This window comes from Thermodesulfobacterium geofontis OPF15, from assembly GCF_000215975.1.
Taxonomy (GTDB): domain Bacteria; phylum Desulfobacterota; class Thermodesulfobacteria; order Thermodesulfobacteriales; family Thermodesulfobacteriaceae; genus Thermodesulfobacterium; species Thermodesulfobacterium geofontis.
The window spans coordinates 1,051,925-1,065,334 of the sequence record NC_015682.1; the positions used below are offsets into that span (position 1 = coordinate 1,051,925).

A 13,410-nucleotide genomic window follows, 5' to 3' on the forward strand; every position below is an offset into this window, starting at 1 on the left:
TTTATCTGGCGCTAAATAGAGCTCTTTTCTTAAAAATTTTTCTCACATATATCACTTATTCCGCACTTTTTACAAATAGTTTTATTGCGACAAAATCCAAAGTTTGATGATTCAGTTTTAGAACAATAGGTGTAAATTCCTTTATTGATTTCTCTTAATGTATATGGAAGATTTAATTTTTTTAAGAAATTTATCACATTTTTTTCATTAAGATCTCCTATTAATTTAGATATCCCTGTAATTTTTAAAAAGTGTTTATTAGCCGAGTCCAACTTAAATGAATTTATTGCAAACTGAGCTTCTTTAATGTCACCAACTATAAAATCGAATATATTTTCTCCTATACCATATAATTCTTTCCATGGTTTTTTTATCTTTTTAAATTCTTCCCAATCTTCAGGAGATATATTAAGAAAATCAGAATCGGTAATATCTGGTATTTTTTTATACTCACAATATTTCTTTTTTAAAAAGTAGGAAAAACTTGCGTTATAGTTATTCTTTAAATAATTACAACAGACTAACATATACCATAATAATTTCCAAAAACTGTTTCCTTTCTTATTTTCTTCTTTTTCTAAATAATTTTCAACACATTTGTAAAATTTATAACCTTCTATACCGTATTCTCCATTTTTCATACTCTGATATAAAGGACTTGAAATAGACCCTGCAAAGTTGCGATTGTATTTTTTATTTTTTTGTATATCTAATTTGTCTAAAATTTGTCCGATGCTATTTATTGAACATATTCCCTGTTCCTTTAAAAGACCAATAAATTTCCAGCATTCAAATCCTCCTTGTTCATACCCTCTGCGAAGAAATACTTCATCAATATTTTCCCAATCTTCGTAATATTGATCCCATCTATGTTTAGTTTTTTCTACCACATAAAGGATAATCCTTTTTGCCCCTTCTATATCCATTTCACTCACCTCCCAAATTTTTTTACCTAATTCTTTTTTATTATACCTAATTCTTTCATAAATCAAGTACTTTGCTTTTGTCCTGAATTGTGAGTATAGACGAAATATTTTGTATATTCCAATTTTGACCGAACTGCTGGGTTCTCTATACGTGACCAACTTTATCATTTTGCACTTATTTCCTTTTAAAATTATTAAAAATCAATATATTCTCTAATACCTTTGCTAAAATTTTGGTAGTGTCTAATTAATTGTATAAAGACTTGAAAAGTAAAATAGGCATAGTAGCATCTCCAATGGTTAATAACTTTAAACTACTAGAAAGGAGGGGAAGCTACCATGAAAGAAAAGAAATGAGAGGTTAAACTTAAGGAGGTTAAGGGGATTTAACAAGATTGAATTGGGGGGAACTACCATGCCCTTCCCGAAGAAATTTTTACACAATTAATGAAACACTATCTTTTATACCATATCTTGTGGTTGTTATTTTCAAAACGTTACATCGGTAAATTAGCTACAAAATAGTAGTGTTCATTAATTGTGTAAAGACCTGAAAGGTAGGGAAGGGAAAGATAAAATAGTAAAAAGCTTGAAAATTCTTTCATAAATCTTATATAATTCACTAAAATTAACAACAAATAAATTAAATCAAAATGAAAGCATATTTAGATTGTATCCCCTGTTTAATAAGACAGGCACTTGATACTGTAAGGCTTTCTACAGATGATGAGAAAATCCAGAGAATAACTCTAATCCAAGTAATGAATTTTCTTATTAATTTTTTTCAAAATAATCCAGATGAAGTTCCTACTCCTCCGTATATAGCCTATCACATTTACAGAATTATTAAAGAAGTTACGAAGTGCGAAGACCCTTATCATGACATAAAAGTTAAATATAATGAGATAGCATTAAATATGTATCCAGAGCTTAAAAATATAGTAGAAAATTCATCTGATCCTTTACTAACTGCAATAAGACTTGCAATCGCAGGAAATATTGTTGATTTTGGTGCAACTGGTGGTCAGTTTGATCTAAAGGCAACTTTGAAAGAGGTATTAACTCAAGAATTTGCTATATACCATTATGATTTATTTTGCGAAAGCTTAAAAAATTCAAGAACATTACTTTATCTTGGCGATAATGCTGGGGAGATTGTTTTTGATAAAATACTAATAGAAGAAATCCTAAAAAAGCATAAGTTAAAAATTTATTATGCAGTAAAAGGTGCGCCAGTGATCAATGATGTAACTATAGAAGATGCAGAGCAAGTTAAAATGAATGAGGTAGCTGAAGTCATTACTACCGGTTGCGATGCCCCTGGAACAATCTTAAATTTATGCTCAGAAGAGTTTTTAAAAATTTATAATAATGCAGATATGATAATCTCTAAAGGGCAAGGTAATTATGAAACATTGAGCGAAGAAAAGAAGAAAAATATATTCTTTCTTCTAAAAGCAAAATGTGTAATTATTGCAAGGCATCTAAAAGTAAAAGTAGGTGATATAATACTTAAAAAGGTTGGAAGTAATAATTAAAAATTATGATACTTTTTGTAGTTGAATCCCCTACCAAAATTAGAACTTTGCAGAAATTTTTAAGGGATGGTTTTATTTTTAGGGCTACTCTTGGGCATATAAAAGATCTTCCCAAAGCTAAGCTGGGTATTGATTTAAAAACTTTTGAGCCAGCGTTATATTGGCTTCCCAATAAGAAAAAAGTTCTTTCAGAGATTAAAAAAATAAGTTCAAAAGTAAAAGAAATATACCTTGCTACAGATCCTGATAGAGAAGGAGAAGCTATTGCCTATCATCTTTATGAATATCTCTCTAAAGCTAATCCTAAGCTTAATTTTAAAAGGCTTGATTTGATAGAAATTACAGAAAAGGGGTTAAAATTAGCTCTCTCCAATTTAAGAGAAATTAATCCCTATCTTTATCAATCTTGGCTTACAAGAAGGGTTCTTGATAGACTTATAGGTTATCTAATTTCTCCAAAACTTTCAAAAACTTTTGAAAAGAGCCTTTCAGCTGGAAGGGTTCAGAGTGTAGCTTTAAGATTGATTGTAGAAAGAGAAAAAGAAATAGAAAATTTTGTTCCTGAAAAGAGCTATTCCTTAGAAATTAAACTAAAAAGAGATTCTGTAACAATTCTATCTGAGTTTTATTATAAAAATAGACTTTATAAAACAAAAAATAAAGAGGAACTTATAAAATTCTATAAAGAAAAGCTTCTTAATAATTTGATAATCCTTGAGAAAATAGAAGAAAAAATAGAAAAGAAAAATCCACCCTTACCCCTTAAAACAACTACACTTATTGAAATTTCTCAAAAAATGTTAGGCTACGAACCAAAGCAAACCATGTATTATGCTCAAAGACTTTATGAAAATGGATATATTACTTACATGAGAACTGATTCTGTCAGAGTAAGTGAATATGCTCAAAAAATGGTAAAAGAATTTATAAAGCTTTATTTTGGAGAAGAATTTGTAGGAAAGGAAAGAAAAATCAGACAAAATAGATTTGTTCAAGATGCTCATGAATGCATTAGACCAACAGATGTATTTAGAGAAGAAGTTCCTCTTTCTGAGCCAGAGAAGAAACTTTATCAGCTTATAAGAACTTATTTTATTGCAAGCCAAATGTCTCCTGCAAAATATCTTATTAGAACCTATATTTTTACAAACCAGAATTTAGAAAAAGATTACTTTTTGAAAGCTATATTTAAAAAGCTTCTTTTTGAAGGTTTTTTAAAGGTTTTCAAGGGAGAAAAAGAAGAAAAGGAATTTATAGATTTAAAAGCTGGAGAAATCTTTGAAATTTTAGCCTGGAAAATTAAGGAACATATAACAGAACCACCCTCTCCTTATACTCCCTCAACTTTAATAAAAAAACTTGAATCTCTTGGTATTGGAAGACCATCTACTTACGCAACTTTGCTTGATATTCTTTATAAGAGGAAATATGTAACAAAAGAAAAAGGCTTTTTAAGACCTACAGAACTTGGAAAAGAAGTTTGTGAATATTTGATAAAAAGTTTCCCTGAGTTTTTAGATTATAAATTTACTTCAAAAACGGAGGAAGATCTGGAAAAGGTAGTTGAAAATAAAAAAACCTATCAAGAAATTGTTAGCTTTAATTATGAAATTTTAAAGAATTATTTATAATCCTTAAGTATTCACTTACAAAATAGATAGAGCCAGTAACTAAAACCTTTTCAAAAGAACTTTCTAAACTCATTTTAACTGCTTTTTCACAATCCTCTATAAATTTTATGTTATTAATTTCTAAGGATAGATTTTTTAAAGCCAACTTCCAATCTTCTAAAGTAACTATTTTTCTTGGAGAATTAAATTGGCATAAATAAATTTCCTTTGCCAAAGGAATTAATATTTCAAGCATTTTATCAAAGGGCTTTTCTCCATCATCATTGGTAATACCTAAAACTAATAAGAAATCTTTAAAATTATCTTTTATGAGTGAGGACTTAAGCGCAATAAAACCATCCAGATTATGAGCTGTGTCAATTAAAATGGTTTTGTCTTTTATTTTTAAAGTTTCGTAACGTCCAGGCATTTTAACTTTGGTTAAAGCTATCTTGAGTTTTTCTTCTGAGATTTTCAAAAATCTCTTTTTTTCAAGAATTTCTAAAGCTTTTAAGGCACAAGAAAGATTGCTTCCCTGATAAAATCCTTTAAGATTCAATTCTAAATCTTTAAAACTATAATCTCCTTTATAATTCCAATTTTTCCTTTCATTAAGCTCTATATTAAAATCTTTCCCCAATATATAGAGAGGAGCTTTTAAAAGGGCTTCTTTTTTTTGAAAAATAGGAACTAAATTTTCTGAAACATTTCCTAAAACGCAAGGGGTTTCCTTTTTCATTATTCCTGCTTTTTCTAAAGCAATTTTTTCAAGAGTATTTCCTAAGTATTTAGTATGATCCCAACCAATGCTTGTTATTATAGAAACTTCTGGTTTTATAACATTTGTAGCATCAAGTCTTCCTCCGAGTCCACATTCAATAACTGCTATATCTACTTTTTCTTCAAAGAAATATAGAAAAGCCAAAGCAGTTGTGATTTCAAAATAAGTTGCCGGATAATCTTTGAGTTCCAATTTTATACGTTTCAAATATTCATTTAATTTACTATCCTCTATTTCTTCTCCATTAACTTTAAATCTCTCATTTATTCGAAATAGATGCGGTGAGGTATAAAGTCCAACTTTAAATCCATGTTGAGAAAGAATTTCGCTTAAGATAGCTGAAGTAGACCCCTTTCCGTTTGTTCCTGCAATATGAATAGTAGTAATATTTTGATGGGGATTCCCGAGTCTTTTAAGAATTTCTTTAATTCTTTTAAGACCAGGTTTTATCCCATGAAATTGATAAGAATTAAGCCAATCTAAATAATTTCTCTCCATTTTAGGAATAAACTGATTTTATAACTAAATACACATAAACTAAATAGGCACATCCGGAAAGAATAAAAATATAAGGTGGAAGTTTTTTAAAAAGTTTTAAAAATAAAAGATAAAATATTCCTAAGGATAAGGCAATTAATGCAGAAGCTAAAGCTAATCCTTTAATTTCCCATGAAGTAAAAAGAAGCCCAATACTTACAGGAAAGGTTGATTGAAAGACCATAGCTCCAGTCATATTTCCAAGGGCAAGGATATCCTTTTTTCTTAAGGTCCAAAGAAGACTATTACTCTTTTCAGGTAATTCTGTAGCTATAGGGGCTAAAAGAAGGGAAAAAAGAAGAGGGTCTATTCCCCAATTTTTGGCAAGTATTTCTAAATTTTCTACAAAGATATGAGCTCCCTTTATCATAAATAGAAGGGCAAGAATTATTTGAAAGAAAGAAAGAAAAACATAGAGGATTTTCCTTTCAAAATTAATGTTTAATCTTAGCAATCTCGCAAGATATAAATCTTTTGAAGACTCTATTCTTAAGCTCTCAGCTCTAAAAGTAAGAAATAAATAGAAAATATAATTAAAAAGTAAGAAAAGGGCGATAAAATAGTGAAGTAAGCGGGTATTTGGGAAGATTAGAGGAAAAAAAATAGCTAAGGAATAGCTTAAAAGGAAAAAACTAAAATCTCTTATAAAGGTATGAGGTTCTAAATATACTTCTAATTTTTTTCTTTTTTTAAAAAAATAACTTGTAAATACACCCAGGCCTACTAAGAAAAGTCCTACAGTTGTTAACATAAAAGGAGCTCCTAAAATAGCTCCAATTCCTATATGAGCCCCGCTTTCTCCTTTATACAAAAAAATAGCAACTAAAGGGATTATAGTTTCAGGAAGTGCAGTTCCTACAGCTGCTAAAATACTTCCCACTACTGCTTGAGATAAAGAAAGTCTTTCCCCAAATACTTCAACCCCATTTGTGAAAAGTTCTGCACAAATTAATATAATTACAAGAGAAAAGATTAAAAGTACTACTTCCATAAAGCTTAGATAGTTTCAGCTATTAAAATAGGGATAGAAACCCTTTTTAATAATTCCTTAGTTACAGAACCGAGTCCAAATTCTACTATTTTTCCAGTTTTTCCAATTATTAATAAATCAGGGGAAAACTCATTTATAGTTTTAAGAATTTCGTTTGTTTTTTTTCCATACTTTATTTGAAAATTAAACACCTCCTTTTTAGCTTCTTCTAAGGAGTTTAACAAATTATTCCATAGTTCATTTCTTTTGGCTCTTTTTTCCTCTAATATTTCTTCTTTCAATTTATGATTTTTTATTTTAATTTCAGAAATTACATTTAAAACTATTAATTGGGCACCTAATTTTTTGCTAATAAAATTTGCCATTTTTAAAGAAGGCAAAGAATTTTCAGAGAAATCAATACAACATAATACTTTTTTAATTTCCTGTAAAGGAGAATCTTTTACTACTAAAAAATTACTCTTTACTCTTTCTAAGATTTTTTCAGCTGTGGGAATTTTAAATCTATAGGGTTGATAACCTAAAACTAATAAATGGGGATTTAAATTTTTTACAAAATTTTTCAGGGCTTCCCAAAAATTTCCAAAGATTACTTCAGTTTCTACAGGAATATTTTTATTTTTGAATTTTTGGGAGAGATTCAAAAATTCTGTTTTTAATCTATTTTCTTCTTCTTTAAAATAGGGGATAAGATAATGGGGAGGTGTGAAAAAAAATTCGATTACATGAAAAAGAACTATTTTACTTTCAGGATAAAGTTTTTCCTTTAAAAACAGACCTGTTTCTAAAACAGAATTAGTAAATTTTTTAAAATCTATAGCTAAGGCTATAGTTTGAGACATTATCTTGACCAATAAACTCTAACTAACTTATTTCCCTTTGACCATTTAAATTCCAGATCCCCTTTGTAAGCTTTGTATAAAGCTCTTCCCAATCTTTGAGCAAGCTGATCGGTTGTTGTTTCTATAACAGTTTTGTCTTCTTCTTCATAAATATCAATTATTTGATGAAGAGGGTTTAGACCTCTTGCTCTTTCAACTTCATTATTTATAAGTCTCATTATATCGTCTTTATGAGTTTTCCAAAATTCTCCAGAAATATAAAGGTATCCCATAGCATATTTTTCAAGAGCCTTTCTACAGGCAGGACAAATAATTTGAGGAACAGTATCTATATCTTTTAATTCTTCGTATAACTCTTCATCTAAAAGCCATCTTTTATCTTTAAAAACAGCATTACATCTGGGGCAAATTGCCTCACCAGCAGGAGCAGCTTTTATTGCATAAGGATCTTCAGATGTTTCAAATTCCCAAGTGTATTTAATCCACTTATCCCCCTTTTTACTCATTTTCACCTCCTACATTTTTGAAATTTTCTAATTTCTAAATATAAGACTTGAGAAACTATTTTTCAATTTAAAAACCCTGTCTTAGAAGAATTATAGGGTCAATTTTTGCAGCTTTATAAGCTGGGTATATTCCAGCGATAATTCCAAAAATAATGGTTAAAAAGGCAGAAACAAAAATAGGACCCCATGGAAAAACTAAAGGATATTTAAAAAGGGGTAGAAATATTAGAGAACCAATGATACCTATTAAAATTCCTATTATACCACCTAAAAGAGTAATAAATACACTTTCCACTAAAAATTGAAAAAGAATGTCCTTATCTTCAGCTCCGATAGCCTTTCTTATACCTATTTCTTTTTTTCTTTCGTTTACAGAAAGAGTCATAATAGCTGTAACTCCAAGTGAGCCAACTAAAAGACACAAAATAGAAATGCTTTTTACCAATGAAGAGAAAAGTTCTGTAGTTTGAGTTTTTACTTCTAATATATCCTCAGCTTTAACTATGCTAAAATCTCTATTTTTTTCACTAACTTTGTGCAATTTTAAGAGGATTTCATCGATTTGTTTTGCAATAGTAGATGTTTCTTCAGGATTTTCTACATTTAAATATATACTTCTTATATAATCTACGTTATAGAGAGCTGAAATAGCCACAGTCCATGGAATTAGTATTTGATCATCTTGATCAGCATTGCTGGCATCAATTCCTATAGGAGCAAGAACTCCTATTATTCTAAAGGGAAGCCTATTTATGAGAATAATTTTTCCAACAGGATCTTCATCTCCGAATAATTCATTTTTCACTTTATATCCTAAAATGGCAACTTTTTTATAACCCAAAACCTCATCCTTTAAAAAATTTCTTCCTTCAGACAAGGGGAATTTTCTTAATAACAGATATTCTTCATTTACTCCATTAATTATAGTAGTTAAGTTTTTTCCAAAATATCTAACAATTGCATCTCCATTATAGACAGGGGAAAGATATTTTATTCCTTTAATTTTTCGCAAAGCATCAGCATCAGAAGGTTTAAGTGTAGTTGTAATTTCAGTTTGTATAGCTCTTCCTGCACTTACTCTTACACTCCCTGCAACAACCATCATCACATCTGGACCAAAGGTTTCAATTTCTTTTAGAGTTTTAATTTTTGCTGATTCTCCGAAAGCATTCATAAGAAGGAGGGATGAAACACCAATAATTATTCCGATTACAGAAAGAAATAATCTAAGTTTTTTATGAAAAAGTCCTCCCCAAAGTAATTTATATTTAATAAACATAATTAAAGACTCTTTAATAAAATGGCAGGCTCAATTTGAGAAGCCTTTATAGCTGGAATTAAAGTAAAACTAATAGCAGTAAAACTTGCAAAAGAAAAGCTAAGCAAAAAGATCCACCAAGAAAAAATAGGCTTTAAAGGGGTAAAAAGAGAAATAATTTCCATTAAAATTAGACTTAATATCCAGCCGGCAAGACCACTTATAAAAGCAACAAGGAAAGACATTATTAGATAATGCTCTATTATTTTTTTGGAAGTTGCTCCAAGAGCAATTCTTAAAGCTATAATAGGTGCCTTTTCTTCAATATTTGCATACATGAGATTCATAATAATAACACCACTTATAACTAAACTTATTAAAGCTATGACTAAAAGAAAAACATTTATAGTTCTTAAAGTTTTTGTAAATACAGAAATAGCAAGTTCAGGGGTAATAATTCTAAAATCATCTGGTTCTATCCCATAAAGACTGTGTCTTTTCCTCAAGATTTCTCTTATTTTTGCTTCAGCAAGTTTCATATCTGTTCCTTCTCTAAAGAGAAGTTTAACTGCATCAATATAATCTTTATTGAAAACCCTTCTTTGTGCTGTAGTAAAAGGGATAATAATATTTTCGTTTCTTCTAAAATGTCCAAAAGATGGCTTAGGTTCTAATACACCTATAACCTCAAAATATTCTCCTCCAATTTTTACTTTTTCTCCTAAAATATCTTTTTTATTAAGTTTTTCAGGTACATCAGCTCCAACAACACAGACTTTGGCCAAGGTTTCTAAATCTTTTTCATTAATAAATCTCCCTATTTGGGGATACCAGTTATTAGCAACAGTATAATTGGGAAAAACTCCTTCAACTCTCATCTTTTCTGCAAAATCTTTGTAAGAGACTTCAAGTGTTCCTCTTGTTATAGGGGAGGCTAATTTTACAAAATCAAGTTTTTCTAATTCTTCTACGTCCTCTAATTTAAGAGTATCTGTTCTTGTAGTAGTTAATCCCATTATTCTTCCGCCACCAGCTAAAATAAGCATGGCATCTTTTCCAAATTGAACACTTGCTAAAGAATCTAAAACTTGTTTTTTAGCAGAAAGTCCTAAGGAATAAATAGTATTTAAAGCAATAAGACTTATAGTTAAAGCTATGAACATAAAAAAGAAATTAACTTTATTAGAAAAAAGCTCTTTAAGAATATCTTTTAGAAATTGAAAAAAGATAAAATTCATTTTTCTACAAACACACCATCTTTTATTATTTTAATTCTTTGAGCAAATTTAGCAATTTCAGGATCATGGGTAACCATAATAATGGTAAGTCCTTCTTCATTGAGTTCTTTAAAAATTTTCATTACTTCTTGAGAACTTTTACTATCAAGATTTCCTGTAGGTTCATCAGCTAAAAGAAGTTTAGGATGGGTAATAAGAGCTCTTGCAATAGCTACCCTTTGTTGTTCTCCACCTGAAAGTTCACTTGGTTTTGCATTCATTCTTTTTTCAAGTCCTAAACGAGTTAAAAGTTGTAAAGCTCTTTCTTCATCTTCTTTTTTAAAAACCCCTCTATATAAAAGAGGCATTAAAACATTTTCAAGAGCAGTAGCCCAAGGAACTAAATGGAAAGCTTGAAATACAAAACCTATCTTTCTATTTCTTATATAAGCAAGATCATTTTTATTTAATTTGCTTACTTCTTGCCCGTCAAATATATAAATACCTGAGTCAGGTTTATCAAGAAGACCTATAATATTCAAAAGGGTGGTTTTTCCACTTCCAGAAGCTCCCATTATAGCTAAAAATTCTTTTTCTTCCACTTCTAAATTAATTCCTTTTAAAACTTGATAAGCTATTTTGCCGGTTTTGTAGGTTTTGGTGATATTTTTAAGAATTACAAGTTTTTCTACCACAAACCTATTTCCTCACCCTCTTTAAGACCGGAAATAATTTCAATTTTTCCTCCTGATTCCCATCCCACTTTCACTATTCTTTTCTCCCATTTATCTCCCTTTTTAACCATTACATAATAATTACCTTGAGGATCTATTTTAACAGCTTGAGAAGGAACTATCAAAACATTTTCCTTTTTTCCTGCAATTATAGTAACATGAGCTGTCATTTCAGGACGAAGAATATTTTCATAAGGATCTAAGATATCCAAAACTACATCATAAAAAACTACATTATTTTTTATAATAGCACCTGGGTAAATGGTTTTAACTCTTGCTCTAAAGATTCTGCCAGGATAAGAATCTACTGTAAAAGTAGCTTCTTGACCTTCTTTTATTTTTCCTATATCTGTTTCATCAACATAGCATTCTACTTGAAGTTTTGAAAGATCAATAATAGTTATAAAAGTAGGAGCATTAAGACCTGCAACTACTGTTTCTCCTTGTTGAGTTGTTACTTGAGAAACTACTCCAGAAATAGGTGCATAGATAAAGGCATAACTAAGTTTTACTTTTGCTTCTTCCCATGCATTTTTAGAAGCAGAAATTTGAGCTTGAGCTCTTTCAAGTTCTTTTTTATATTCAGAAATTAAAGCAGAAAGAGTTGATTTTTCAGATTCAAGCTCAGCTTTCTTTACCTTATAGTCTCTTTCCATTCTCTCTAAATCAGTTAGGGAGATTAATCCATCTTTATATAAAGCTTCATATCTTTTTAATTCCCTTTCTATTTGTTCTAATTGTATTTTAAGGGCTTCCACTCTTTTTTTCTGAGCAGAAATCTTATCTGGATACACTTTCTTGATTTTTTCCATATTAGCTAAGGCATCTTTATAATTTGCATAGGCTCTATCTACTTCATCTTGTAAGTCCTTATGTTCAATAACAGCAATTAGTTGTCCAACCTTAACCCTATCTCCTTGAGTTACAAAAAGTTTCTCAACTTTACCTGAAATTCTTGCTCCTACTTTAACTTCAGCTCCAACTTGTGGTTTAATCGCACCTGTTGCACTCACTTCTAAAAAAATAGTTCCTCTTTTTACTTTAACAGATTCCTTAGGTAGAGGATTTTTGTCTTCCTTTTTTTTACATCCTGTAAAAAGAAAAAAAAGGAAAAGGGAAAGGAAAAGAAATTTTTTCATTTTTCTATTCCAGGAATAAGACCTATAGATTTTTGAAGTTTATAATATTGATATATCCAATCATATTTAGATACTGCTACTTTAGCTCTTGCTTGAGAAAGTCTTGCAAGAAGGGTTGTTACATCAACAATACTTGCTAAACCTTCTTCATATTTTTTTTGAATAATCCTATAATCTTCTTCTATACTCTTTAGCCAGGCAAGAGCAGATTCATAATTTTCTTTTGTGGTCTGCCAATTTTTATAATTAGTAAAAATTTCTTGTTTTATGTTAAGTTCTGTAGAAATTTTTTCAAAATTCTTCTGTTCCAATAAAGCTCTTTCTTTTCCTAATTTAGCAATTCTTGAAAAACCTAAAAAGATAGGAAGGGTTATTTTTACCCCTGCTACAAATTCTTCATCTTGATGGGGTAAATTTTCATATTTGTAGTAACTACTGAAAACATCAACAGAAGGATAAAATTCTCCTTTTACACTTTTTACTCTTTCTTCTTGAGCAAGGATTTCTTTTTCTTTAGCTTTTAATTCTGGTCTATTCATAAGTCCTATTTTTATATATTCTGTAAGTTCTTTAATCTTAAAGGCTTTTTCTTCAACTGGCAAAAATTCAAACTCCCCTATTCTTGTAAGATCATAATTTATCAAAGTAAGAACATTAGCTTTAGCAATTTCAGCGGTGTATTTATAATTGGTTACATTAAACTCAGCCTCTTTAACCCTTGCCTGGGCATCAAGAACATCTGCATAAGGAGAAAGCCCTACTTCATATCTTTTTTGAGCAAGTTTAAGTAGGGTTTTTGCATCTTCTAAATCTGCCAAAGCTGATTCATAAAGTGCTTTTTGTTTAAAATAGTCTAAATAGGCCTGTATGATATTAAGAGATATATTTAAAATAGTAGCTTTTATATTTTCATCCTGAGAGGATATTAGTAAAAGTGCTTCTTTATAACTATGCCAGGTTGAAAATCCAGAAAATATATTCCAGTTTAAGTAAGGTCCCCATCTTTGATAATCTACAGTAGGTTCATTTTTTCCACGATCCCATCTTTGAAAACTATATTCAAAATATAAATAAGGGAAAAAACCAGCTCTGACTATATTTTTCTGGTAGTAATACTGTTCTTTTATTTTTTCTGTAATATGAATTTGGGGATTATTTTTAATTCCTATTAAGATAACATCTTCTAAAGAAAGAGTTTGAATTCCCCAAAGATTAGAATAAAAACCTAAAAATAAGATGACAAAAAAACTTATTAAATATTTTTTCATAATTTAATCCTATGTAAGTACTTACTTAATTTTATTTTAAATTGAATATCTGTCAAGATGAAT

At 29.5% G+C, this 13,410-nt stretch carries 12 protein-coding genes; 2 read left to right on the top strand and 10 right to left on the bottom strand.

The window, feature by feature from the left end:
* Nucleotides 1-29: 29 nt before the first annotated feature.
* A complete protein-coding gene (locus TOPB45_RS05475) occupies nt 30-926 on the bottom strand; it encodes a hypothetical protein (RefSeq protein ID WP_013909849.1) in 897 nt (298 codons plus the stop codon).
* Between the two features lie 653 nt (nt 927-1,579).
* Here TOPB45_RS05475 and TOPB45_RS05480 point away from each other — a divergent pair.
* Together TOPB45_RS05480 and topA are read left to right on the top strand one after the other, a co-directional pair.
* Nucleotides 1,580-2,464: a damage-control phosphatase ARMT1 family protein gene (locus TOPB45_RS05480; RefSeq protein WP_013909850.1), complete on the top strand. Its 885-nt coding sequence runs from the start codon at nt 1,580-1,582 to the stop codon at nt 2,462-2,464.
* A gap of 5 nt (nt 2,465-2,469) precedes the next feature.
* Nucleotides 2,470-4,095, top strand: a complete 1,626-nt coding sequence (gene topA, locus TOPB45_RS05485) for a type I DNA topoisomerase (protein ID WP_013909851.1) — start codon at nt 2,470-2,472, stop codon at nt 4,093-4,095.
* Here the strand turns inward: topA and TOPB45_RS05490 are convergent.
* The 9 genes from TOPB45_RS05490 to TOPB45_RS05530 form a co-directional block, all read right to left on the bottom strand.
* The gene (locus TOPB45_RS05490; protein WP_013909852.1) at nt 4,064-5,353 is read right to left on the bottom strand and encodes a bifunctional folylpolyglutamate synthase/dihydrofolate synthase; all 1,290 of its coding nucleotides are present in this window, start codon (nt 5,351-5,353) and stop codon (nt 4,064-4,066) included. The two genes, topA and TOPB45_RS05490, sit on opposite strands and share 32 nt — an antisense overlap.
* 1 nt (nt 5,354) lies before the next feature.
* On the bottom strand, nt 5,355-6,383 hold the full coding sequence (locus tag TOPB45_RS05495; protein ID WP_013909853.1) for a sodium:calcium antiporter: 1,029 nt from the start codon (nt 6,381-6,383) through the stop codon (nt 5,355-5,357).
* A gap of 5 nt (nt 6,384-6,388) precedes the next feature.
* Nucleotides 6,389-7,225, bottom strand: coding sequence for a universal stress protein (locus TOPB45_RS05500; RefSeq protein WP_013909854.1), 837 nt, complete (start codon nt 7,223-7,225; stop codon nt 6,389-6,391).
* Nucleotides 7,225-7,731, bottom strand: coding sequence for a BCAM0308 family protein (locus TOPB45_RS05505; RefSeq protein ID WP_013909855.1), 507 nt, complete (start codon nt 7,729-7,731; stop codon nt 7,225-7,227). Before TOPB45_RS05505 ends, TOPB45_RS05500 begins: the two co-directional genes overlap by 1 nt.
* Before the next feature lie 67 nt (nt 7,732-7,798).
* On the bottom strand, nt 7,799-9,010 hold the full coding sequence (locus TOPB45_RS05510; RefSeq protein WP_013909856.1) for an ABC transporter permease: 1,212 nt from the start codon (nt 9,008-9,010) through the stop codon (nt 7,799-7,801).
* Between the two features lie 2 nt (nt 9,011-9,012).
* Complete coding sequence (locus TOPB45_RS05515; RefSeq protein WP_013909857.1) at nt 9,013-10,227, bottom strand: ABC transporter permease; 1,215 nt, start codon at nt 10,225-10,227, stop codon at nt 9,013-9,015.
* On the bottom strand, nt 10,224-10,901 hold the full coding sequence (locus TOPB45_RS05520; RefSeq protein WP_013909858.1) for an ABC transporter ATP-binding protein: 678 nt from the start codon (nt 10,899-10,901) through the stop codon (nt 10,224-10,226). The genes TOPB45_RS05515 and TOPB45_RS05520 overlap by 4 nt, the downstream gene beginning before the upstream one ends.
* A complete protein-coding gene (locus TOPB45_RS05525; RefSeq protein ID WP_013909859.1) occupies nt 10,895-12,079 on the bottom strand; it encodes an efflux RND transporter periplasmic adaptor subunit in 1,185 nt (394 codons plus the stop codon). The genes TOPB45_RS05520 and TOPB45_RS05525 overlap by 7 nt, the downstream gene beginning before the upstream one ends.
* Complete coding sequence (locus TOPB45_RS05530) at nt 12,076-13,347, bottom strand: TolC family protein (protein WP_013909860.1); 1,272 nt, start codon at nt 13,345-13,347, stop codon at nt 12,076-12,078. Before TOPB45_RS05530 ends, TOPB45_RS05525 begins: the two co-directional genes overlap by 4 nt.
* Nucleotides 13,348-13,410: the final 63 nt, after the last annotated feature.